Annotated in this window: 17 protein-coding genes, 1 tRNA gene and 2 pseudogenes; 19 read left to right on the top strand and 1 reads right to left on the bottom strand. The window is 68.1% G+C overall.

Features of this window, described 5'->3' with window-relative positions; all coding sequences use genetic code 11:
* Positions 1 to 59 precede the first annotated feature (59 nt).
* The 13 genes and pseudogenes from Rai3103_RS02730 (at position 60) to Rai3103_RS17340 (ending at position 9,619) form a co-directional block, all read left to right on the top strand.
* On the top strand, positions 60 to 494 hold the full coding sequence (locus Rai3103_RS02730) for a MaoC/PaaZ C-terminal domain-containing protein (protein WP_338420050.1): 435 nt from the start codon (positions 60 to 62) through the stop codon (positions 492 to 494).
* The gene (locus Rai3103_RS02725) at positions 487 to 1,551 is read left to right on the top strand and encodes a UDP-N-acetylmuramate dehydrogenase (protein ID WP_153571302.1); all 1,065 of its coding nucleotides are present in this window, start codon (positions 487 to 489) and stop codon (positions 1,549 to 1,551) included. Before Rai3103_RS02730 ends, Rai3103_RS02725 begins: the two co-directional genes overlap by 8 nt.
* Before the next feature lie 9 nt (positions 1,552 to 1,560).
* Entirely contained in the window at positions 1,561 to 2,619 is a 1,059-nt protein-coding gene (locus Rai3103_RS17355) for an alpha-amylase family glycosyl hydrolase (protein ID WP_228489112.1), read from the top strand.
* Complete coding sequence (locus Rai3103_RS17350) at positions 2,604 to 3,395, top strand: alpha-amylase family protein (RefSeq protein ID WP_228489111.1); 792 nt, start codon at positions 2,604 to 2,606, stop codon at positions 3,393 to 3,395. Before Rai3103_RS17355 ends, Rai3103_RS17350 begins: the two co-directional genes overlap by 16 nt.
* A gap of 106 nt (positions 3,396 to 3,501) precedes the next feature.
* Positions 3,502 to 3,574: transfer RNA gene (locus Rai3103_RS02715), tRNA-Trp, on the top strand.
* Between the two features lie 214 nt (positions 3,575 to 3,788).
* Positions 3,789 to 4,121, top strand: a complete 333-nt coding sequence (secE, locus tag Rai3103_RS02710) for a preprotein translocase subunit SecE (RefSeq protein WP_194793236.1) — start codon at positions 3,789 to 3,791, stop codon at positions 4,119 to 4,121.
* A 158-nt stretch (positions 4,122 to 4,279) separates the two neighbouring features.
* The gene (nusG, locus tag Rai3103_RS17345) at positions 4,280 to 5,191 is read left to right on the top strand and encodes a transcription termination/antitermination protein NusG (RefSeq protein ID WP_422396030.1); all 912 of its coding nucleotides are present in this window, start codon (positions 4,280 to 4,282) and stop codon (positions 5,189 to 5,191) included.
* A 267-nt stretch (positions 5,192 to 5,458) separates the two neighbouring features.
* Complete coding sequence (gene rplK / locus Rai3103_RS02700) at positions 5,459 to 5,890, top strand: 50S ribosomal protein L11 (protein ID WP_153571299.1); 432 nt, start codon at positions 5,459 to 5,461, stop codon at positions 5,888 to 5,890.
* A gap of 106 nt (positions 5,891 to 5,996) precedes the next feature.
* Entirely contained in the window at positions 5,997 to 6,707 is a 711-nt protein-coding gene (gene rplA / locus Rai3103_RS02695) for a 50S ribosomal protein L1 (protein ID WP_153571298.1), read from the top strand.
* A gap of 390 nt (positions 6,708 to 7,097) precedes the next feature.
* Positions 7,098 to 7,730, top strand: coding sequence for a 50S ribosomal protein L10 (rplJ, locus tag Rai3103_RS02690; protein WP_153571297.1), 633 nt, complete (start codon positions 7,098 to 7,100; stop codon positions 7,728 to 7,730).
* A 78-nt stretch (positions 7,731 to 7,808) separates the two neighbouring features.
* A complete protein-coding gene (rplL, locus tag Rai3103_RS02685) occupies positions 7,809 to 8,198 on the top strand; it encodes a 50S ribosomal protein L7/L12 (RefSeq protein ID WP_153571296.1) in 390 nt (129 codons plus the stop codon).
* 435 nt (positions 8,199 to 8,633) lie between these two features.
* Positions 8,634 to 8,756: pseudogene (locus tag Rai3103_RS18935) on the top strand (hypothetical protein); the annotation flags it as partial.
* A gap of 272 nt (positions 8,757 to 9,028) precedes the next feature.
* Positions 9,029 to 9,619 carry a hypothetical protein gene (locus tag Rai3103_RS17340; RefSeq protein WP_228489110.1) on the top strand — a complete coding sequence of 197 codons (591 nt, stop codon included), beginning with the start codon at positions 9,029 to 9,031 and terminating at the stop codon, positions 9,617 to 9,619.
* Positions 9,620 to 9,635: 16 nt separating this feature from the next.
* On the opposite strand, the gene Rai3103_RS02670 is transcribed toward Rai3103_RS17340, so the two are convergent.
* A complete protein-coding gene (locus Rai3103_RS02670) occupies positions 9,636 to 10,193 on the bottom strand; it encodes a TetR/AcrR family transcriptional regulator C-terminal domain-containing protein (RefSeq protein ID WP_153571293.1) in 558 nt (185 codons plus the stop codon).
* 151 nt (positions 10,194 to 10,344) lie between these two features.
* Between Rai3103_RS02670 and bioB the strand changes: the two genes are divergently transcribed.
* From bioB to fusA, 6 genes and pseudogenes are all read left to right on the top strand, one after another.
* The gene (bioB, locus tag Rai3103_RS02665) at positions 10,345 to 11,448 is read left to right on the top strand and encodes a biotin synthase BioB (protein ID WP_153571292.1); all 1,104 of its coding nucleotides are present in this window, start codon (positions 10,345 to 10,347) and stop codon (positions 11,446 to 11,448) included.
* 437 nt (positions 11,449 to 11,885) lie between these two features.
* Positions 11,886 to 15,380 (top strand): DNA-directed RNA polymerase subunit beta, encoded by a 3,495-nt coding sequence (gene rpoB, locus Rai3103_RS02660; protein WP_153571291.1) that lies wholly within the window; start codon positions 11,886 to 11,888, stop codon positions 15,378 to 15,380.
* A 71-nt stretch (positions 15,381 to 15,451) separates the two neighbouring features.
* On the top strand, positions 15,452 to 19,309 hold the full coding sequence (locus Rai3103_RS02655) for a DNA-directed RNA polymerase subunit beta' (protein ID WP_153571290.1): 3,858 nt from the start codon (positions 15,452 to 15,454) through the stop codon (positions 19,307 to 19,309).
* Positions 19,310 to 19,783: 474 nt separating this feature from the next.
* Positions 19,784 to 20,154 (top strand): annotated as a pseudogene (rpsL, locus tag Rai3103_RS02650) (30S ribosomal protein S12).
* Positions 20,154 to 20,624: a 30S ribosomal protein S7 gene (gene rpsG / locus Rai3103_RS02645; protein ID WP_153571289.1), complete on the top strand. Its 471-nt coding sequence runs from the start codon at positions 20,154 to 20,156 to the stop codon at positions 20,622 to 20,624. Before rpsL ends, rpsG begins: the two are co-directional and overlap by 1 nt.
* A 243-nt stretch (positions 20,625 to 20,867) precedes the next feature.
* Positions 20,868 to 22,967: an elongation factor G gene (fusA, locus tag Rai3103_RS02640; RefSeq protein ID WP_153571288.1), complete on the top strand. Its 2,100-nt coding sequence runs from the start codon at positions 20,868 to 20,870 to the stop codon at positions 22,965 to 22,967.
* Positions 22,968 to 22,976 lie beyond the last annotated feature (9 nt).

Raw genomic sequence — 22,976 nt, 5'->3', positions numbered from 1 at the left:
GCGGCGAAGGAATCGGCGAAGAGCACCGCATCCGATGCCGCTGCCGAGGAGGCCGCCCGATGATGACCGATCCCACTCCGCTGACCATCGGCACGGCGCTGCCGCCGCTCACGGTCTCGCTGACCCGCGCCGATCTCGTCCGCTACGCCGGTGCCTCCACCGACTTCAACCCGATCCACTGGTCCGACCGGATGGCACGGCGGGTCGGCATGCCCTCCGTCATCGCCCACGGCATGCTCACCATGGCGACCGCCCTGCGCGTCGTCACCGAGTGGGTGGGGGACCCGGCGAAGGTGCGCAGCTACTCCTGCCGGTTCACCAGCCCCGTCCCGGTGCCCGATGACGAGGTCGGCACGGAACTGCGGATCAGCGCCACTGTCACCGGCGTCACCGACGAGACGGCGACCGTGACCATCTCCGCCGTGATCACCGGCCCCGACGGCGAGGACGTCAAGGTCCTCGGGCAGGCCGTCGCGGAGGTCGACCGTGGCTGAACTGCTCGCCGACCACACCACCTTCCACCTCGGCGGCCCGGCGGCCCGCTACGAGGTCGCCCGGGATGACCGTACGTTGATCGACCTGGTCACCGAGGCCGACGCGAAGGGTGAGCCCGTCCTCGTCCTCGGCGGTGGCTCCAACCTGCTGGTCGGCGACGAAGGGTTCGACGGGCTCGTCGTCCAGGTCGCCACCCGGGGGCTGACGATCGAGGAGGAGTCCTGCTGCGCCGGTGCCAACGTGACGGTCGCCGCTGGGGAGTCGTGGGATGGGTTCGTCCAGCAGGCCATCACCCACGAGTGGCGGGGTCTGGAGGCGCTGTCCGGCATCCCCGGCCAGGTCGGGGCCGTCCCGATCCAGAACGTCGGGGCGTACGGCAGCGAGGTCGGCCACTACATCGTCAGGGTGCGCACCTGGGACCGCAAGGAACGGGCGCAGAAGACGTTCTTCCCCTTCGAGTGCGGCTTCGGCTACCGGACCTCGCGGTTCAAGCAGGAGCCGGGCCGCTGGATCATCCTCGACGTCGCCTTCCAGTTCCTGCTCGGGGACCTGTCCCCGGCGGTGCGCTATCAGCAGCTCGCCGACAAGCTCGGCGTCGGGCTCGGTGAACCGGCGCGCGCCGCCCAGGTCCGGGCGGCCGTCCTGGAGTTGCGCGCAGGCAAGGGCATGGTGCTCGACCCCGCCGACCACGACACCTGGAGTGCCGGGTCGTTCTTCACCAATCCGATCGTTCCCGAGGCCCTGGCGGCCGGGCTGCCGGCGGGCGCTCCGCGCTACCCGGCCGGTCCCGGCCAGGTGAAGACGTCCGCCGCCTGGCTGATCGAGCATGCCGGCTTCGCCAAGGGCTGGCACCTGCCGCGCCACTCCGACGCCGAGGCGCCGGCCGCCCTGTCCACCAAGCACACCCTGGCGCTCACCAACCGGGGCACGGCCTCGACCGCCGACGTCCTTGAGCTGGCCCGTGCGGTCCGCGAGGGCGTTCGCGAGGCGTACGGCGTCACGCTGGTGCCCGAACCCAACCTGGTGAACTGCAGCCTGGACGACGTCCGCGTCTGAGGAGGTCCCGTGACCGACAGCCCCGTCCCCGACACCTCCGTCGCCCGACCGGGCCCCGATTTCTCCGTCTGGGCGCCCCGGCCGGAGCGGGTGCGACTGTGGACCCGGCCCGTACCGGCCGAGCCGCCGCTGCCGGGTGAGCAGGTCGAGCCGCCCGAGCCCCTGATCACGGCGATGGTCCGCGACCAGGACGGGTGGTGGGATCCGGAGACGCCCGTCCCGGTGCCGGACGGCGGGGAGCTGGACTACGGCTACCTGCTCGACGACGACCCGACGCCGCTGCCCGATCCCCGGTCGCTGCGCCAGCCGTACGGCGTGCACGACGTGTCGCGGACGTACGATCCGGCCTCGTTCGCCTGGACCGACGAGGGTTGGACCGGACGCCAGCTCGCCGGTGCGGTCCTCTACGAGCTCCATCTGGGCACCTTCACCCCCGAGGGCACCCTCACCAGCGCCATCGAGCGGCTCGACCACCTCGTCGAACTGGGGGTCGACACCGTCGAACTGCTCCCCGTCGCCGCGTTCAACGGGCCGCGGGGATGGGGGTACGACGGGGTCGACTGGTTCAGCGTGCACGAGGCGTACGGCGGCCCGCGTGCCTACCAGGCCTTCGTCGACGCCTGCCACGCCCACGGCCTGGCGGTGGTGCAGGACGTCGTCTACAACCACTTCGGGCCGTCCGGGAACTACCTGCCGCGCTACGGCCCCTACCTGGACGACACCACCGACACGCCCTGGGGCAGCCCGGTCAACCTCGACGGGCACGACTCCGACGAGGTCCGGCGCTACATCCTGGACAACGCCCGGCTGTGGCTGCGCGACTACCACGTGGACGGGCTGCGGCTGGACGCCGTGCACGCGCTGTTCGATCCGGGCCGGGCCGTCGACATCCTCGAGGAGCTCTCCGCCGAGGTCGACGCCCTCAGCGCCTTCCTCGGCCGCCCGCTCACCCTGATCGCCGAGTCGGACCAGAACAACCCCCGGCTCTTCACCCCCGGGAAGCCGGCGGCTATGGGCTCACCGCCCAATGGGCCGACGACTTCCACCACGCCGTGGTCGCCACCCTGAGCGGCGACGACGTCGGCTACTTCGCGGACTTCGCCGACCCCGAGGCGTTGGCCCGGGTGATCGGCCACGGGTTCCTGCACGACGGTCGCTGGTCGTCCTTCCGGGGACGTACGCACGGCCGTCCGCTGCCTCCCGGCATGCCCGGCTGGCGGCTCGTGGTGTGCGCCGCGAACCATGACCAGATCGGCAACCGGGCGGCCGGGGACCGACTGCGCACGAGGGTCGACGACCGGACCCTGGCTCTGGCGGCGGTGCTCACCCTGACCTCGCCCTACACCCCGATGATCTTCATGGGGGAGGAGTGGGGCGCATCGACCCCGTGGGCGTTCTTCACCTCCCACCCGGAGCCCGACCTCGCCCGGGCGGTGACCGAGGGGCGCCGGGCCGAGTTCGCTCGGATGGGCTGGGACGACGACGCGGTGCCCGACCCGCAGGCCGAGGCGACGTTCACGGCCTCGAGACTGGACTGGTCCGAGCCGCTCACCGAGCCGTACGCCACCCACCTCGCCCTGGTCCGGGACCTGATCGCCCTGCGGAAGGCCTGGCCCGACCTCGGTGACCCGCGGCTCGACCGGACCCACGCGTCGCTCGCCGCCGACGGTGACCTGCTCGTCGTCGAACGCGGTGAACGGATCGTCGTGGCGGTCAACCTCGGCGACGAGGCGGTGCTGAGCGCGGTCTGGGGGACGCTGCTGCTGGCGGTCGGCGAGGTGGAGCCGACCGCCGTGGGCCTGCGGCTGGGAGCCCGGTCCGCGGTGATCGTCGACCGGGCCTGAGCGCCGAGGGCCGTGCCGCAGGACGGGGCGGATCGACCCCGGTTCGACATCCGATCGCGGATCTGCGTAAACTACCGATCTTGTCGGACGGGGAACCGTGCGACGGACGGCACTAGCTCAACTGGCAGAGCATCGGTCTCCAAAACCGAAGGTTGGGGGTTCAAGTCCCTCGTGCCGTGCGAGTCCTGAACGCTGCGGCTCACGCCGTGGCGCGACGGGCGCGACGAGCAGTCCTCGCTGGCGCTAGAGTCGGTGATGTCGTCCGAGCCGGTCGATGGCCGTGCTGGTCCATCGCCGAACTGGTCATCGCGCTGCCTTGTCGAGGCACGCCTCGACCGCCGGGGGGCACCCAGACCGAACAGGTCGCTGACCTGGCGAGACGAAGGACGATGTGTGGCAGAGGACCTGACGGATCCCCGCGATTCGGATGATGTCGACGCCGCCGAGGAGCGCACCCCCGGTCGTGGCCTCGGTGGCCGGCGCCCGGTGCGGCGGAGTCATGATGCCTCCTCGCGTCCCGCCCTGCCCCCGTACGAGCAGAAGTCCGGTCCGGTCGCCTTCGTGGGCCAGTCCGTCGACGAACTCAAGAAGGTCACCTGGCCGACCGGTCAGGAGATGGGTGGCTCGTTCATCGCCGTGCTCCTCTTCGTCGCGTTCATCATGGTGTTCGTCAGCCTGCTCGACACCGGGCTCGGCTGGGTGGTGCTGAAGGTGTTCGGCGGATGACGACGTACGACAACGACCGAGAGGGAAACGTGGCAGACAACGACGAGTTCGACGAGTCCGAGGTGGAGATCGACCTGGACGCGTTCGAGGACGACACCGTCGGTGACGAGCCCGACCTGGACTTCGACCTCGACGCCGCGGAGCCGACCGATGAGGAGCTGAGCGCGGCCGACCTGTTCGGTGGCGACACCGACGAGCAGTCCGCGGCCCAGCCTTCCGTCGAGGAGACCGGCGACGAATCGTCCGAGGAGGAGGGCGAGGTGCCCGCCCTCGACGAGGAGGACGCCGCAGCGGAGGAGGACCTCGAGGCGGAGCCCGAGGCCGAGTCCGCCGAGGTCTTCGCCCCCACTGGCGCAGCCCGCGGTCTGGACGACGACTTCGAGATCAACCTCAACTTCGACGCGGACCAGGAGGAGGAGACTCCCGCCGCGCCGGTGATGGACTTCGACGCGGAGACCGCCGTCGCCACCGCGATGGCCGAGCTGCGTGACGACCTCGAGGGCAAGTTCGGCGACTGGTACGTCGTGCACACGTACGCCGGCATGGAGAACCGCGTCAAGCAGAACATCGAGCAGCGCGTCACCTCCCTCAACATGGAGGACTACATCTACGAGACCGTCGTCCCCACCGAGACGGTCGTCGAGATGAAGAACGGCAACAAGAAGGAAGTCACCCGGGTCTACCTGCCCGGCTACGTCCTGGTCCGGATGGACCTGACCGACGAGTCGTGGGGCTGCATCCGGCACACCCCGGCCGTGACCGGCTTCGTCGGCAACGCCAACGACCCGACGCCGCTCACCCTCGACGAGGTCGAGAACATGATGCGCCCCTCCGTGGTGGCTCGTGTCGCGGCCTCGGCCGTGGGCAAGGGCAAGCGCCCGGCCAAGAAGGTCGAGGTGCAGGACTACCGGGTCGGCGACTCGATCATGGTCATCGAGGGACCCTTCGCCGGTGTCCCGGGCACCATCACCGAGATCAACCCGAACACCCAGCGCCTCATCGCGACGGTGGAGTTCATGGGCCGCGACACCCCGGTCGACCTCACCTTCCCGCAGATCCAGAAGTCCTGACCCTCGGGTCGGACGCCAGCAACCCGAGGACCCCTCCGGACCGCGATTACGCGGCGGAGGGGTCCTCGGGTTATGCTTTGACACTGTGCCGTCTCGCGACCACCCTTCGGGGTGGAGATCCGGCACGCCGGCCGCACGCCGAGTACCCCAGCCAGGCTCCTCGCGTCGGCCGTGCCCAAACCGGCCGCACGTCCTCGTGCCGCCGTTCGAAGAAATGGACGCGCGTCCGCGTACGCCCATTGAGCATGCACTGAAAGGACCCACCGCATGCCTCCCAAGAAGAAGGTCGCGGCGATCGTCAAGATCGCCATCAACGCCGGTGCGGCGAACCCCGCGCCGCCCGTCGGCACCGCCCTCGGCCCGCACGGCGTCAACATCATGGAGTTCTGCAAGCAGTACAACGCTGCGACGGAATCCCAGCGTGGCAACGTCATCCCGGTCGAGATCACGATCTACGAGGACCGGTCCTTCACCTTCGTCACGAAGACCCCGCCGGCCGCCGAGCTGATCAAGAAGGCCGCGGGCATCAAGAAGGGCTCGTCCAAGCCGCACACGGACAAGGTCGCCAAGCTCACCGCCGACCAGGTGCGCGAGATCGCCACCACCAAGCTCCCCGACCTCAACGCGAACGACGTCGAGGCCGCCATGAAGATCGTGGCCGGCACCGCCCGTTCCATGGGTGTCACCGTCGAGGACTGACCCCGTTCCGGTCCGTACGTGACGGATCGGGGCTCCATCCACCGGATGTGGGAGGACCTGCGCGGTCCGTACCACCACTGGTATCAGCAACCAAGGAAACCAGCTCATGAAGCGCAGCAAGGCATACCGGGCAGCCGCCGCCAATCGCGACGAACAGGCCCTCTACTCCCCGCGTGAGGCCCTGACCCTGGTCAAGGACAACGCCTCCGCCAAGTTCGACGAGACGATCGAGGTCGCGATGCGCCTCGGCGTCGACCCCCGCAAGGCCGACCAGATGGTCCGCGGCACGGTCAACCTTCCCCATGGCACCGGTAAGACGGCGAGGGTCCTCGTCTTCGCCACCGGTGCGAACGCCGAGGCCGCCACGGCCGCGGGCGCCGACGAGGTCGGCGCGGACGAACTGATCGAGAAGATCCAGGGTGGCTACCTGGACTTCGACGCGGTCGTCGCGACCCCGGACATGATGGGTAAGGTCGGCAAGCTCGGTCGCGTCCTCGGCCCGCGCGGCCTGATGCCGAACCCGAAGACGGGCACGGTGACCATGGACGTCGCCAAGGCCGTCACCGACATCAAGGGCGGCAAGATCGAGTTCCGCGTCGACCGTCACTCGAACCTGCAGTTCATCATCGGCAAGGCGTCCTTCGGGATCGACCAGCTGCTGGAGAACTACTTCGCCGCCGTCGACGAGATCATGCGTCTCAAGCCGACCACGTCGAAGGGTCGCTACGTGAAGAAGATCTCCGCGTCCTCCACCATGGGCCCGGGTGTCCTGATGGACCCGGCCAAGGTGAAGGCCGAGGTCGAGGCGACGGCCTGATATCAACCGTCGAGGTCGAGGCGACGGCCTGATCCGCCTGCACGTCCTGCCGGCAGGGCCCCGCTCCCGTACGTACGGGGGCGGGGCCCTGCCGCGTCCGGCCCGATTGGACTCCCCGGTCGAGTCGTCCTAGACTGGTCGACGCCGAAGACCGCAGGTGGTCGTACGCCCGTCGTACGCCCTAAGCTCCATCCGGAGGCCCGCGCAGGTGAGACGAGATCCATGTCGTTCCGTCGTCCCAGGTCAGTCCTGGGAGTGGCGGGTCATCATGTGCCCCGTGCGCCTGCGCACCGGGGCTTTTTTCATGCCCCGTGCCACCGCCAGGAACTCCCCGCGATCGAGGCGTACGTCCCGTCGGGACGTACATACGACAGAAGTGGAAGGAGAACCATGGCGAGGGAGGACAAGGCAGCAGCTGTCGCCCAGCTCACGGAGCAGTTCGAGAGCTCTGACGCTGTTGTGCTCACCGAGTACCGCGGCCTCTCCGTGGCGCAGCTGAAGAACCTTCGGCGCGCGCTGGGCGAGGACGCCACCTACGCCGTGGCAAAGAACACCCTCATGAAGCTGGCGGCCAACAAGGCCGGCATCGACATGCTGGACGAGATCCTGACCGGCCCGAACGCCCTGACCTTCATCAAGGGCGACATCGCGACCGTGGCCAAGGGCCTCAAGAACTTTGCCAAGGACAATCCGCTCCTGGTCATCAAGGGCGGCGTCATGGAGGGCAACTTCCTCGACGCCAAGCAGGTCGGCGCGCTGGCCGACCTCGAGTCGCGCGAGGTCTACCTCGCCAAGCTCGCCGGCGCCATGAAGGGCAACCTCTCCAAGGCCGCCGGACTGTTCGCCGCTCCGCTGCAGACTGCTGCTCGTGCCTTCGGCGCGCTGCAGACCGCGGCCGAGGCGAACCCCTCCCTCATCGCGGGTGCCGGCGAGGCGCCGGCCGCGGTGGCGACCACGGAGCCCGAGACCACCGATGCAGCCCCGGCTGCGGAGGCCGACGAGGCAGCGCCTGCTGCCGAATGATCCGTACGGATCAACCACACCGCAGGCGTGGCCCGTACGGCCAGACTGCATCACACATCAAGAAGTGAGGAACCAATCATGGCCAAGCTGAGCAACGACGAGCTGATTGCCGCGTTCAAGGAGATGTCGCTGATCGAGCTCTCCGAGTTCGTGAAGCTGTTCGAGGAGACCTTCGAGGTCACCGCCGCCGCCCCGGTCGCCGTCGCCGCTGCCGCCCCGGCCGCTGGTGGCGCTGCCGCCGAGGCCGAGGAGGAGCAGTCCGAGTTCGACGTCATCCTCGAGTCGGCCGGCGACAAGAAGATCCAGGTCATCAAGGAGGTGCGCGCCCTCACCTCCCTCGGCCTGAAGGAGGCCAAGGAGCTCGTCGAGGCCGCCCCGAAGCCCGTCCTGGAGAAGGCCACCAAGGAGGCCGCTGCGGCCGCCAAGGAGAAGCTCGAGGCTGCCGGCGCGTCCGTCTCCGTCAAGTGAGTACGGCCTCGGGACCCGCGGGTCCCGAGGAGCTGACATCCGTCCCGAGGGGCGGGTCCCACCAGGGGCCCGCCCCTCGGGCGTTGTGGGGTGGTGGCCGGTCTACGCCTGCTGCGTGATGGGCGACGGCTGGCCTGGGACCGGGACGGGGGCCGGCGTGGAGGTTGGGGCCGGGCGGAAGGCGGCCGATGGTTCTGAGGTTGGCCGACGTTTCCGAAGCTCGCCGACGTTGCACCCAGTGCGCAAGGTCGGCCAGGCTGAGAATCGTCGGCGAGCCTTGGATCTGAAGCAGAGGCTGGGAATCGTCGGCCCGCGTGCTCAGTCGCCCCCCGACCCCGACCAGCTGGTGTTGTCCGTTCCGCGGGTGGTGTTGGCCGGTTCGTTGTCCGGTGTCCCGGTGCGCCCCGCGGCGGCTTCACTGGTGGCGTGAAGACCATGGAACCTCACGAGGCGTCTCCCGCCCGCCTGGTGTCGACCGCCGAACTCACGGCGCAGGGCCTGACCGTGCAGGAGATCACGCGGCGTGTGCGTGCTGGCTCGCTCATCCGCCTGCGACGGGGCCTCTATGTGACGAGCCTGCCCGACGATCCCGCTGTGAAGCACCGGTTGAGGATCGAGGCGACGCGCGATCAACTGGCGGCCGGCACCCTGATCAGCCACATCTCGGCCGCCGTGTGGCACGGCCTCGAGGTGCCGTGGAGGGAGCTGGGCGAGGGCATCCACGTGACGCGGGCCTCGGGCGGTGCCAGCCGGCGCCGGCGGCTGGTCAGTCACACGGCGCTTGTCCCCCGCAACACATCGTCGAGGTCGAGGGCCTGTGGCTCACCTCCTTGGCCTGGACCGTGGTGGACTGCGCAAGGCTGCTGGGCTTCCGGTCCGGCCTGGCGGTCGCGGACAGTGCGCTGCGGAGTCTCATCACCGAGCCGTGTCGACGCGAGCACCTGGCGCAGCTGGACTCCGCGCTGCTGGCCCAGAAGGGCCGCCACCAGGTCGCCGTCGCCCGCGCGGTGACCGCGTACGCCTCGCCGCTGGCCGAATCGGGCGGCGAGTCCGTCAGCCGTGCGGTTCTGAAGGAGATGGGGATCCCGGAACCGGTCCTGCAGTACGAGATCAGGACACCGGCGGGGGAGTTCGTGGCGCGGACGGACATGGCCTGGCCGCAGGATCGTACGGTGGGGGAGTTCGACGGAGCGCTCAAGTACCGCCGAGGTGCCTCGACGAGGGACGTCGATCCCGGACGGATCGTCTACGAGGAGAAGCGGCGCGAGGATGCCATCCGAGGACTGGGCTGGGAGATGGTGCGGTGGGGATGGGCAGATCTCGACGACCCCGAGGCCTTGGCGGCACACATCCGGCACGCCCTGGCGCGGGGAAGGATGCGGGCGAAGTACGAGCAGGCCGCCCTTGGCCGCGCGTCATGAGCGCGGGTCCGGCGCCTCAGATGCCGAAACGCGCCGATACCCCACGAGCCACCAGGTCGATGCCCAACGCCAACCGGTCCTGGTCGTCGGGCGCATCCCCGCCGATCACGCCCAGTGCTACCGCTTGGGCTCGTGACTGCTCGTCCAGGGCCAGCCCCAGGGTCAGGTGCAGGGCCGTTTCCGCGATGGCCTCGGCGTCCGCGGGCGGCACCCCGGCCGATGACAGGAGCCGGACGAGTGGCTCCTGGGGTCGGAGGGTGCCGAGGCTCAGGGCTACGGCCGATGAGGTGAGCTCTGCACCGTCCCGGTGGGCCAGCAGGACAGAACGCAGCGACAGTGCCCACGTAGGCAGCGCATCGTTCCAGGCGGCATCGGGACCGGGGTCGGGGACCTCGGCGAGGATGCTGTCCGTCACCGCCGCGAGCAGTTCCTGCTTGTTCGCGTAGTGCCAGTAAAGGGCCCCGGGTTGCACCGCGAGAGCGGTCGCGAGTCGACGCATCGTCAGGTCGGCCAAGCCGTACGTGTCGAGGATCTCGAGGGCTTTGGCCAGCACGTCCGCCCGGCTCAGTGCCATGGATCCTCCTCATCCGGCTGCTTCCACCGCTGCCCGAGCGGGCCGCCCCACGAGACTATCCGTCCCGTTCGTGAACCCGGCAGTGATCCCGAGTTGAACACCGTATAGTGAACGCCGTTCAAGTCGAGACATTGTCGTACGAGGAGATCCCATGGCACCCCAGGACACGCTCACGCCCGCGCGCACCGTCGACACCGTCGACCTGGTGGCACTCGCCGACCGGATTCTCGCCGGAGGGAAGGTCACCAGGGGCGAGGCGTTGGCTCTGCTCGGCACTCCCGACGGCGATGTGCTGGGGCTTGTCCAGGCCGCCGGGCGGCTGCGCCGGCACTGGTTCGGCAACTCGGTCAAGCTCAACTACCTGGTCAACCTCAAGTCCGGCCTGTGTGCGGAGGATTGCGGCTACTGCTCGCAGCGACTGGGCTCCGAGGCGGACGTGCTGACGTACTCCTGGTTGTCGACACAGGAGGCGGTCGCGGTGGCGAGGACGGGCATGGATGCCGGCGCTCGCCGGGTGTGCCTGGTCTCTTCCGGCCGGGGCCCCTCCAACCGCGACATCGACCGCGTCAGCGCCATCATCGACGGCCTGAAGGAGGAGGATCCCGACCTCGAGATCTGTGCCTGCCTCGGCCTGCTCAAGGATGGCCAGGCCGAGAAGCTCGCGGCCGCCGGCACCGATGCGTACAACCACAACCTCAACACTGCGGAGTCGCACTACGACGACATCTGCTCCACCCACACGTACGAGGACCGGGCGGACACCGTCCGCAAGGCGCGCCAGGCCGGCCTCTCGCCCTGCTCGGGGCTGATCGCGGGGATGGGGGAGACCCCTGAGGAGCTCGTCGATGTCGCGTTCGCGCTGCGGGCGATGGATGCCGACTCGGTCCCGGTCAACTTCCTGATGCCCTTCGAGGGCACGCCGCTGGCGGGGACGCATGCCCTCACGCCGCTGGACTGCCTGCGGATCCTGGCCATGGTCCGCTTCGTCAACCCGGACACGGAGGTCCGGATCGCCGGCGGGCGCGAGGACAATCTGCGCTCGCTCCAGCCGCTCGGCCTGGAGGTGGCGAACTCCATCTTCCTCGGTGACTACCTGACGTCCGAGGGGCAGGCCGGCGCCGCCGACCTGCAGATGATCGCCGACGCCGGGTTCGTGCCGGTCGGGGCGGAGGATGACCCCGCCTACGTCGCGCCCGCGGCGGCCCCGACGGTCCGCCGCCGCGGTGCCGGCACCGACCTCGCGCCCAACGCCTGAGGCCGTGGCCGAGGCCAGCTCCGAGTCGGGCCCGAGCAGGTCCGTGACGCGTCCGGCAGCGATGATCGACTGTCCCCGGCGTCGCCCGGTGGCGTAGCATGACCCCCGTACGGCCCCCTAGGGGTCGTACGGGGGCCGGCCGCGCGACTGCTGTGCGGGTCGTCCCTCAGGCGTTGCCCGGTGTTCATTCTGGTCCGGCTGGCAGGCCGACACGCTGGAGGGTAGTCTGGGCGACGCACCGAGCATGAGCTATGCTTTTGCGTTTGCGTTTTTCCGCATGTGCGGGTAGTGTCGGCGTTTGCCTGTTGTCGCCTGCCGCCATAGAGAGCCTTCCCCGCACCTTCCCCTGTTCACGAGGGAGTGTGTGTGGGCGGCGCTGTCCCTGGTTGCGTGGCACTGGCACCACATCGCCTGCCAGTTCTGGAAGGACCAAACTGTTGGCCGCCGCGCGCATTGCCTCGAAGAACACCGACGTCATCTCCTCGACGGGACGTATCTCGTTCGCGAAGATCCACGAACCCTTGCAGGTGCCCCACCTGCTTGATCTCCAGATCAAGTCGTTCGATTGGTTGGTCGGTAACGACGCCTGGAAGGCGTCGGTGGAAGAGGCCCTCGAGCAGGGCCGCACCGATATCAACACCAAGTCCGGCCTGGAGGAGATCTTCGAGGAGATCTCGCCCATCGAGGACTTCTCCGAGACGATGTCGCTGTCGTTCCGCGACCACCGTTTCGAGGACCCGAAGAACTCGGTCGACGAGTGCAAGGAGAAGGACGCCACCTACTCCGCGCCGCTGTTCGTCACCGCGGAGTTCATGAACAACGACACCGGCGAGATCAAGTCGCAGACGGTGTTCATGGGTGACTTCCCCCTGGTCACGGAGAAGGGCACCTTCATCATCAACGGTTCCGAGCGCGTCGTCGTGTCGCAGCTGGTCCGTTCCCCGGGTGTCTACTTCGAGAAGACCCCGGACAAGACGTCCGACAAGGACATCTACACCTGCAAGATCATCCCCTCGCGCGGCGCGTGGCTGGAGTTCGAGGTCGACAAGCGTGACCAGGTCGGCGTCCGGCTCGACCGCAAGCGCAAGCAGTCGGTGACCGTGCTGCTCAAGGCTCTCGGGTGGACGAACGAGCGGATCCTCGAGGAGTTCGGCCAGTTCGAATCCATCCGGCACACGCTGGAGAAGGACCACACCACCGGCCAGGACGATGCCCTGCTGGACATCTACCGCAAGCTGCGTCCGGGTGAGCCGCCGACCGTCGAGGCGGCCAAGAACCTGCTGGAGAACTACTACTTCAACCCGAAGCGGTACGACCTGGCCAAGGTGGGTCGCTACAAGATCAACAAGAAGCTCGGCGTCGGCCTGGCCTTCGACCAGCAGGTGCTGACGATCGACGACATCGTCGCGTCCATCCGCTACGTCGTGGCGCTGCACGACGGCCAGACCTCGCTGCCTGGCGTCGACGCCAACGGTGAGGTCGAGGACGTCCTGGTCGAGGTGGACGACATCGACCACTTCGGCAACCGTCGTCTGCGTACGGTCGGTGAGCTGATCCAGAACCAGCTCCGCACCGGCCTGGGCCGCATGGAGCGCGTCGTCCGGGACCGGATGACCACCCAGGACATCGAGGCGATCACCCCGCAGACGCTGATCAACATCCGTCCGGTGGTGGCGGCGCTGAAGGAGTTCTTCGGCACCTCGCAGCTGTCGCAGTTCATGGACCAGAACAACCCGCTGGCCGGACTGACCCACAAGCGGCGCCTGTCCGCCCTGGGGCCGGGTGGTCTGTCCCGTGACCGCGCCGGCATGGAGGTCCGTGACGTCCACCCGTCGCACTACGGCCGGATGTGCCCGATCGAGACCCCTGAAGGCCCGAACATCGGCCTGATCGGCTCGCTCGCGTCGTTCGCCCGGGTCAACGCGTTCGGCTTCATCGAGACCCCGTACCGTCGCGTGGTCGACGGCAAGGTGACCGAGGAGATCGACTACCTGACCGCGGACGTCGAGGACCGTTACGTCATCGCCCAGGCCAACGCGCCGCTGCGCGAGGACGGTTCCTTCGTCGACGAGCGCATCCTGGTCCGCAAGCGTCACGGTGACGTCGACACCCTGACCAGCTCGCAGATCGACTACATGGACGTGTCCCCGCGCCAGATGGTGTCGGTGGCCACCGCCCTGATCCCGTTCCTCGAGCACGACGACGCCTCCCGGGCCCTGATGGGGTCGAACATGCAGCGCCAGGCGGTGCCGCTGGTCCGCTCGGAGTCCCCGTTCGTCGGCACCGGCATGGAGTACCGCGCCGCGGTCGACGCCGGCGACGTCACCCTGGCCAAGAAGGCCGGTGGGGTCACCTCCGTCACCGGCGACGTGATCGAGGTCTCCAACGACGACGGCACCCTGTCGGCGTACAAGCTGGAGAAGTTCGTCCGCTCCAACGCCGGCACCTGCGTCAACCAGCGCCCGCTGGTGGCCGTCGGGCAGCGCGTCGAGGTCGGCACTCCGCTGGCCGACGGCCCCTGCACCGACAACGGTGAGCTGTCGCTGGGCCGCAACCTGCTCGTCGCGTTCATGCCGTGGAACGGCCTGAACTACGAGGACGCGATCATCCTGTCCCAGCGCCTGGTGCAGGACGACGTGCTCACCTCGATCCACATCGAGGAGCACGAGGTCGACGCCCGCGACACCAAGCTCGGTGCCGAGGAGATCACCCGCGACATCCCCAACGTCTCCGACGAGATGCTGGCCGACCTCGACGAGCGCGGCATCATCCGCATCGGCGCCGAGGTCACCACGGGCGACATCCTGGTCGGCAAGGTCACGCCCAAGGGCGAGACCGAGATGACCTCCGAGGAGCGCCTGCTGCGCGCCATCTTCGGCGAGAAGGCCCGCGAGGTCCGCGACACCTCGATGAAGGTCCCGCACGGTGAGTCCGGCACCATCATCGGGATCCAGGTCTTCGACCGCGACAACGGTGACGACCTGGCCCCCGGCGTGAACCAGATGGTCCGCGTCTACGTCGCCCAGAAGCGCAAGATCTCCATCGGTGACAAGCTCGCCGGCCGTCACGGCAACAAGGGCGTCATCTCCAAGATCCTGCCGGCCGAGGACATGCCGTTCCTCGAGGACGGTACCCCGGTCGACATCATCCTCAACCCGCTCGGCGTTCCCTCCCGGATGAACGTCGGTCAGGTGATGGAGCTGCACCTCGGCTGGATCGCCAAGACCGGCTGGGACGTCACCGAGGTCGAGGAGCCGTGGGCCGAGCGCCTGCGGTCCGTCGGTCTGGGCCGGGTGGAGGGCGACCAGCGCCTCGCCACCCCGGTCTTCGACGGCGCCACCGACAAGGAGCTCGCCGGCCTGTTGGAGTACGGCCTGCCGAACCGCGACGGGCTCAAGGTCATGCAGGGGAGCGGCAAGGCGCGGCTCTTCGACGGTCGCTCCGGCGAGCCGTTCCCCGAGCCGATCGGCGTCGGCTACATGTACATGCTGAAGCTGCACCACCTGGTGGACGACAAGATCCACGCCCGCTCCACCGGCCCGTACTCGATGATCACCCAGCAGCCGCTGGGTGGTAAGGCGCAGTTCGGTGGTCAGCGCTTCGGTGAGATGGAGGTGTGGGCCCTGGAGGCGTACGGCGCCGCCTGGGCACTGCAGGAGCTGCTCACCATCAAGTCCGACGACGTGTCGGGTCGTGTGAAGGTCTACGAGGCCATCGTCAAGGGCGAGAACATCCCCGAGCCGGGCATCCCCGAGTCCTTCAAGGTCCTGATCAAGGAAATGAAGTCGCTGTGCCTGAACGTGGAGGTCCTCTCCTCGGACGGCGTCGTGCAGGACCTGCGCGACGCCGAGGACGAGAGCTACCGCGTGCCCGACGGCCTGGGTGTCGACCTGCGTCGCCGCCCGGGACCGGACGTCATGGCCCAGGGCTGACTTCCCTCACCCACCAGCAACTCTTTCAGGACTATCAGCCCGTCTGACGAGGCGGGAGGAAGAGATACATCGTGCACGACGCGAACTCCTTCGACGAACTACGGATCGGCCTGGCCACGGCCGAGGACATCCGCGGCTGGTCCCACGGCGAGGTGAAGAAGCCGGAGACCATCAACTACCGCACCCTGAAGCCGGAGCGGGACGGCCTTTTCTGCGAGAAGATCTTCGGTCCCACCCGGGACTGGGAGTGCTACTGCGGCAAGTACAAGCGAGTCCGGTTCAAGGGCATCGTCTGTGAGCGCTGTGGCGTGGAGGTCACCCGCTCCAACGTCCGCCGCGACCGGATGGGCCACATCGAGCTGGCCGCCCCGGTGACGCACATCTGGTACTTCAAGGGCGTCCCGAGCCGGCTCGGCTACCTCCTCGACATCGCGCCGAAGGACCTGGAGAAGGTCATCTACTTCGCCGCGTACATGATCACGAAGGTCGACGAGGAGGCGCGTCACCGCGACCTGCCCTCGCTCGAGGCGAAGATCAACCAGGAGAAGGCCAACCGCGGCAAGCAGCGCGACTCCGCCATCGAGCAGAAGATGCGCAAGCTCGAGGAGGACCTCGAGAAGCTGGAGTCCGAGGGCGCCTCCGCCGACATGAACCGCAAGGTCCGGGCCCAGGCCGAGAAGGAGATCAAGCTGCTGCGCGATCGCGGCCAGCGCGAGATCGACCGGCTCGACGCCGTCTGGGACCGGTTCAAGGGCCTCAAGGTCCAGGACCTCGAGGGTGACGAGGTGCTCTACCGCGAGATGAAGACGCGCTTCGGCCGCTACTTCTCCGGCTCCATGGGTGCCGCGGCGATCCAGCAGCGGCTGCGTGACTTCGACCTCCAGCTGGAGTCGGAGAACCTGCGCACCATCATCCGCAACGGCAAGGGCCAGCGGAAGACCCGCGCGCTGAAGCGCCTCAAGGTCGTCTCCGCGTTCCTGCAGACCGGCAACTCGCCTGAGGGCATGGTGCTGGATGCCGTCCCGGTCATCCCGCCGGACCTGCGCCCGATGGTGCAGCTCGACGGTGGCCGCTTCGCGACCTCCGACCTGAACGACCTCTACCGTCGCGTCATCAACCGCAACAACCGCCTCAAGCGACTCCTTGACCTCGGCGCGCCCGAGATCATCGTCAACAACGAGAAGCGGATGCTGCAGGAGGCCGTCGACTCGCTGTTCGACAACGGCCGTCGCGGCCGGCCGGTGACCGGCCCGGGCAACCGCCCGCTGAAGTCGATCTCCGACATGCTGAAGGGCAAGCAGGGCCGGTTCCGCCAGAACCTGCTGGGCAAGCGCGTCGACTACTCGGGCCGTTCGGTCATCGTGGTCGGCCCGCAGCTGCAGCTGCACCAGTGCGGTCTGCCCAAGACGATGGCCCTGGAGCTGTTCAAGCCCTTCGTGATGAAGCGGCTGACCGACCTCAACCACGCGCAGAACGTCAAGGCGGCCAAGCGCATGGTCGAGCGCAAGGACCCGCGCGTCTGGGACGTCCTCGAAGAGGTCATCACCGAGCATCCGGTGCTGCTCAACCGTGCACCTACGCTGCACCGCCTCGGCATCCAGGCCTTCGAGCCGCAGCTGATCGAGGGCAAGGCCATCCAGCTCCACCCGCTCGTCTGCACGGCCTTCAACGCCGACTTCGACGGTGACCAGATGGCCGTCCACCTCCCGCTGAGCGCGGAGGCCCAGGCCGAGGCCCGGATCCTCATGCTGTCGACGAACAACATCCTGAAGCCGGCCGACGGTCGCCCCGTCACCCTGCCGACCCAGGACATGATCATCGGCATGTACTTCCTCACCCAGGAGCGCGACGGCCTGATCGGGGAGGGTCGCGTGTTCCGCGATCCGGCGGAGGCGCGGATGGCCTTCGACCTCGGCCAGATCAAGCTCGGCTCCAAGGTGACCATCCGGATGAAGGACATCGTCCCGCCGGAGGGCCTGCAGCTGCGCGAGGACGGCTCCATCATGCTGGAGACCACCCTCGGGCGGACGATCTTCAACGAGGCACTGCCGGCGGACTTCCCGTTCGTCAACTACGAGGTCTCGAAGAAGCCGCTGGGCCGGATCGTCAACGACCTGGCCGAGCGCTACCCGAAGGTCGACGTCGCGACCGCCCTGGACAACCTGAAGGACCTCGGCTTCGGCTGGGCCCCGCGGTCGGGCGCGACGGTGTCGGTCTCCGACATCCAGACCCCGGACAGCAAGCCCGAGCTGATCGCCCGCTACGAGGCCAAGGCGACCGCGATCGACAAGCAGTACGAGCGCGGCAAGTCCACCGCCGAGGAGCGTCGTTCCAACCTGATCGAGCTGTGGCAGCAGGCGACCGCCGAGCTGACCGATGCGATGGAGCGGAACTTCTCCCACACCAACCCGATCTACATGATGGTGCACTCCGGTGCTCGAGGGAACATGACGCAGATGCGTCAGATCGCCGCCATGCGAGGCCTGGTGGCCAACCCGAAGGGCGACATCATCCCCTCGCCGATCAAGTCCAACTTCCGTGAGGGCCTGACCGTGCTGGAGTACTTCATCTCCACCCATGGTGGCCGGAAGGGACAGGCCGACACCGCCCTGCGGACGGCCGACTCGGGTTACCTGACCCGTCGTCTGGTCGACGTCTCCCAGGACGTCATCATCCGCGAGGAGGACTGTGGCACCGAGTCGGGCCTGACCAAGCGGATCGCGCTGGAGAAGAACGGCGTCCTGGTGGCGGACCCGACGATCGAGACCGCGGTGTACGCCCGGTGCCTGGCCACCGACATCACCGATGCCGACGGCGAGGTGCTGCTGCAGGCCGGTGTGGACCTCGGCGACGTCAACATCAAGATGCTGATCGACAACGGCATCACGCACGTCAAGGTCCGTTCGGTGCTCACCTGTGAGTCCACCTCCGGCACCTGCGCGATGTGCTACGGCCGCTCGCTGGCCACCGGCAAGCTCGTCGACGTCGGCGAGGCCGTGGGTATCGTCGCGGCGCAGTCGATCGGTGAGCCCGGCACCCAGCTGACGATGCGTACCTTCCACACCGGTGGTGTGGCCGGGGACGACATCACCCAGGGTCTGCCGCGTGTCGTGGAGCTCTTCGAGGCGCGGTCCCCGAAGGCGAAGGCACCCATCGCGGGGTCGGCCGGCCGGATCCGGATGGAGACGACCGATCGTGGCCGCCGGATGTTCATCGTGCCGGACGACGGCGCCGAGGAGATCGAGATCGCACTCGGCCGTCGTGCCCGTCTGCTGGTGGAGGACGGCGACCACGTCGGCGTCGGCCAGCAGCTGAGCAACGGCCAGCTCGACCCGCAGGACGTGCTCGAGGTCCTCGGTGTCGCGGCGGTGCAGCAGCACCTCGTGGACGAGGTCCAGAAGGTGTACGGCACCCAGGGCGCTCCGATCCACGACAAGCACCTGGAGATCATCATCCGCCAGATGCTGCGTCGGGTGACGGTCCTCGAGTCGGGCGACACCGATCTGCTCCCCGGTGAGCTCGTCGATCGTCCGTCGTACGTCGCGCGCAACCGCAAGGTCGTCGCCGAGGGTGGCCAGCCGGCCCAGGGCCGTCCGGTCCTGATGGGCATCACGAAGGCCTCGCTCGCCACCGACTCGTGGTTGTCCGCGGCCTCCTTCCAGGAGACCACCAAGGTCCTGACCGACGCCGCCATCCACGGCAAGTCGGACTCGCTGGTGGGCCTGAAGGAGAACGTGATCCTCGGCAAGCTCATCCCGGCCGGCACCGGTCTGGACCGCTACCGCAACATCCGGGTCGAGCCGACCCCGGAGGCCAAGGCGGCGGCCTACACGATGGCGAGCTACGAGGCGTACGACTACGACCTCATGTCGGGCGCCGGGACCTCGGTCCCGCCGCTGGACGACTTCGACATGGGTGGCTACCGCTGATCCGCTGCTGAAGCGTCACGCAGTACAACGCCGTGGGGGTGCCCTGAAAGGGGCGCCCCCACGGCGTTTCCGGTAAGCTGAGGGGCACCGGCACACACGTTTTGACCAGAGCCGTAGAAGTCGGTAACCTTGGTACCTGTGTCCGGCATGACCGGACCAGTCGCAGCGCCCGCACATGAGGTGGTCGGCCGAACCTAGGCCGATCGAGGAAGAACCCCGGCGAGGAGCCGCATCGCGTCGTACGCGGTGTCGGCCGCCGTAGGCCCTCCGGAACACCCTTGGCAGAGCCGCGATCCGCGGTCGTCCCGCTTCCAGGAGCCGACGTCGCGTGTGGGTTTCCACCCCGCGCGGGTCGTGCTCTCCCGGGCAGGGGATCGCAGCAGAGGAGTCATCCAGACCCCCGCACAGGGGTCGTACGACACAGGGCGGGCCCGGGCTTCGGGTGAGCCCGACAACGGAAAGAGATACCAGCCGGTGCCAACTATCCAGCAGCTGGTCCGCAAGGGCCGGACCGACAAGGCGACGAAGAGCAAGACGCCTGCCCTCAAGGGCTCTCCGCAGCGTCGTGGCGTCTGCACCCGCGTCTACACCACCACCCGAAGAAGCCGAACTCGGCCCTGCGGAAGGTCGCCCGTGTGCGCCTCTCCAGCGGCGTCGAGGTGACGGCGTACATCCCGGGTGTCGGCCACAACCTCCAGGAGCACTCGATGGTGCTCGTGCGTGGCGGTCGTGTGAAGGACCTCCCGGGCGTTCGCTACAAGATCATCCGCGGCTCGCTGGACACCCAGGGCGTCAAGAACCGTAAGCAGGCCCGCAGCCGCTACGGTGCGAAGAAGGAGAAGTAATGCCTCGTAAGGGTCCCGCGCCCCGTCGCCCCATGCCCGCCGATCCGGTCTACGGCTCGCCCCTGGTGAGCCAGCTGGTCAGCAAGGTGCTCGTCGACGGCAAGAAGTCCGTCGCGCAGAACATCGTCTACACCGCTCTGGAGGGCACCCGGACCAAGTCCGGCGTCGACCCCGTACAGACCCTGAAGCGCGCGCTGGACAATGTGAAGCCCGCCCTCGAGGTCAAGTCCCGCCGTGTCGGTGGCGCCACCTACCAGGTCCCGGTCGAGGTCAAGCCCGCCCGTGCCACCACCCTCGCGCTGCGCTGGCTCGTCGGGTTCTCTCGCGACCGCCGCGAGAAGACCATGGCCGAGCGCCTGATGAACGAGATCCTCGACGCCTCCAACGGCCTGGGCGCTTCGGTGAAGCGTCGCGAGGACACCCACAAGATGGCCGAGGCCAACAAGGCTTTCGCTCATTACCGTTGGTGACACACCCTGCTTCACGGCGCCGGGCGCTGATGATCCACAGCGGAGGTACGCAGCGCTCGCGTACCACGCGGGTTGGGTCGTCGGCGCCCGTCGTCGTACCCTGTGCAGGGTCGCGTGTCGCACGCCTATCCGGCCGCGTCGTCCTCGAGACGTGCGTCGGCCACCACTTCACTGACCACCGGTCGCGCCGCCACGTGCGGTCAATCCGGGAGATGACCGCACACATGACGAGAGGTACCCTTCGTGGCTGTCGAGATTGAAACCAACCTCGCCAAGGTCCGCAACATCGGGATCATGGCGCACATTGACGCCGGTAAGACCACCACCACCGAGCGCATTCTGTTCTACACCGGTATCAACTACAAGATCGGTGAGGTGCACGAGGGCGGCGCCACGATGGACTGGATGGAGCAGGAGCAGGAGCGCGGCATCACCATCACCTCCGCCGCCACCACCTGCCACTGGCACGACATCCAGATCAACATCATCGACACTCCCGGCCACGTGGACTTCACCGTCGAGGTGGAGCGCTCGCTGCGCGTCCTCGACGGCGCGGTGGCCGTGTTCGACGGCGTCGCCGGTGTCGAGCCTCAGTCGATGACCGTGTGGCGTCAGGCCGACAAGTACGGTGTCCCGCGCATCTGCTTCGTCAACAAGCTCGACCGTACGGGTGCCGACTTCGACCATGCCGTCGAGACCATCCGGACCCGCCTGGGCGCGACCGCCGCCGTGATGCAGCTGCCGCTCGGCTCCGAGGGTGGCTTCTACGGCGTCATCGACCTGGTCGAGATGCGCGCCCTCGTGTGGCGCGGCGAGACCGTGGTCGGCGAGGACTACGAGGTCGAGGAGATCCCGGCCGACCTCAAGGACAAGGCCGACGCCGCTCACGCCGAGCTGCTCGAGGTCATCGCCGAGAACGACGACGAGTTCATGGAGAAGTACCTCGGCGGCGAGGAGTTCACCGTCCCCGAGCTCAAGGCCGCCGTCCGTCGGGCCGTGCTGTCCAGCTCCATCACCGCCGTGTTCTGCGGCACCGCGTTCAAGAACAAGGGCGTCCAGCCGCTGCTCGACGCGGTCGTCGACTACCTGCCGTCGCCGCTGGACATCCCCGCGATCCAGGGCTTCAAGCCGAATGACGAGTCCGTGGTGATCGAGCGTCACCCGGCCGACAGCGAGCCGCTGGCCATGCTGGCCTTCAAGATCGCCGCCGACCCGCACCTGGGCCGTCTGACCTACATCCGGGTCTACTCCGGTCGTCTCGACACCGGCTCCACCGTGCTCAACTCGGTCAAGGGCAAGAAGGAGCGGATCGGCAAGATCTACCAGATGCACGCCAACAAGCGTGAGGAGATCGCCTCCATCGGTGCCGGTCAGATCGTCGCCGTGATGGGCCTGAAGGACACCGGCACCGGCGACACCCTCTGCGATCCGGCCAACCCGGTCGTGCTCGAGTCCATGACGTTCCCGGCCCCGGTCATCGAACAGGCGATCGAGCCGAAGTCGAAGGCCGACCAGGAGAAGCTCGGCATCGCGATCCAGCGTCTCGCCGAGGAGGACCCGACCTTCCAGGTGCACACCGACGAGGAGACCGGCCAGACCATCATCGCCGGCATGGGCGAGCTCCACCTCGACGTGCTGATCGACCGGATGAAGCGTGAGTTCCACGTCGAGGCCAACATCGGCAAGCCGCAGGTGGCCTACCGCGAGTCGCTCCGCAAGGCGGTCGAGAAGTTCGAGTACACCCACAAGAAGCAGTCGGGTGGTTCGGGCCAGTACGGTCGCGTCATCATCAACCTCGAGCCGCAGGAGCCGGGCTCGGGCTACGAGTTCGTCAACGCCGTCACCGGTGGCCGCATCCCCAAGGAGTACATCCCCTCGGTCGACGCCGGTGTCCAGGAGGCCATGCAGTTCGGTGTCCTCGCGGGCTACCCCGTCGAGGACGTCAAGGTGACCCTGGTCGACGGCGCTTACCACGACGTCGACTCCTCGGAGCTCGCGTTCAAGATCGCCGGTTCGATGGCCTTCAAGGAGGCCGCGAAGAAGGCCAACCCCGTGCTGCTCGAGCCGGTCATGTCCGTCGACGTGACCACTCCCGAGGACTACCTCGGCACCGTCATCGGTGACCTGAACGCCCGTCGTGGCCAGGTCCAGTCGATGGAGGACCAGCACGGCAACAAGGTCGTCCACGCCCTCGTCCCGCTGTCGGAGATGTTCGGTTACGTCGGTGACCTGCGCTCCAAGACCTCGGGCCAGGCGTCCTACTCCATGGAGTTCAACTCCTACGCGGAGACGCCGAAGAACGTCTCCGACGAGATCGTCCAGAAGGCCCGCGGCGGCGAGTGATCGCCTGCG

Origin of the sequence: Raineyella fluvialis (assembly GCF_009646095.1) — a bacterium.
GTDB lineage: Bacteria > Actinomycetota > Actinomycetes > Propionibacteriales > Propionibacteriaceae > Raineyella > Raineyella fluvialis.
This window is presented reverse-complemented; position numbering and strand designations above follow the sequence as displayed.

What these genes read in the sequence shown, in the direction of transcription:
- rplA (WP_153571298.1), top strand. Translation starts at nt 5,997, where the DNA reads ATGAAGCGCAGCAAGGCATACCGGGCAGCCGCCGCCAATCGCGACGAA.
- rpsG (WP_153571289.1), top strand. Translation starts at nt 20,154, where the DNA reads ATGCCTCGTAAGGGTCCCGCGCCCCGTCGCCCCATGCCCGCCGATCCG.
- Rai3103_RS02730 (WP_338420050.1), top strand. Translation starts at nt 60, where the DNA reads ATGATGACCGATCCCACTCCGCTGACCATCGGCACGGCGCTGCCGCCG.
- rplK (WP_153571299.1), top strand. Translation starts at nt 5,459, where the DNA reads ATGCCTCCCAAGAAGAAGGTCGCGGCGATCGTCAAGATCGCCATCAAC.
- bioB (WP_153571292.1), top strand. Translation starts at nt 10,345, where the DNA reads ATGGCACCCCAGGACACGCTCACGCCCGCGCGCACCGTCGACACCGTC.
- Rai3103_RS02670 (WP_153571293.1), bottom strand. Translation starts at nt 10,193, where the DNA reads ATGGCACTGAGCCGGGCGGACGTGCTGGCCAAAGCCCTCGAGATCCTC.
- rplL (WP_153571296.1), top strand. Translation starts at nt 7,809, where the DNA reads ATGGCCAAGCTGAGCAACGACGAGCTGATTGCCGCGTTCAAGGAGATG.
- rplJ (WP_153571297.1), top strand. Translation starts at nt 7,098, where the DNA reads ATGGCGAGGGAGGACAAGGCAGCAGCTGTCGCCCAGCTCACGGAGCAG.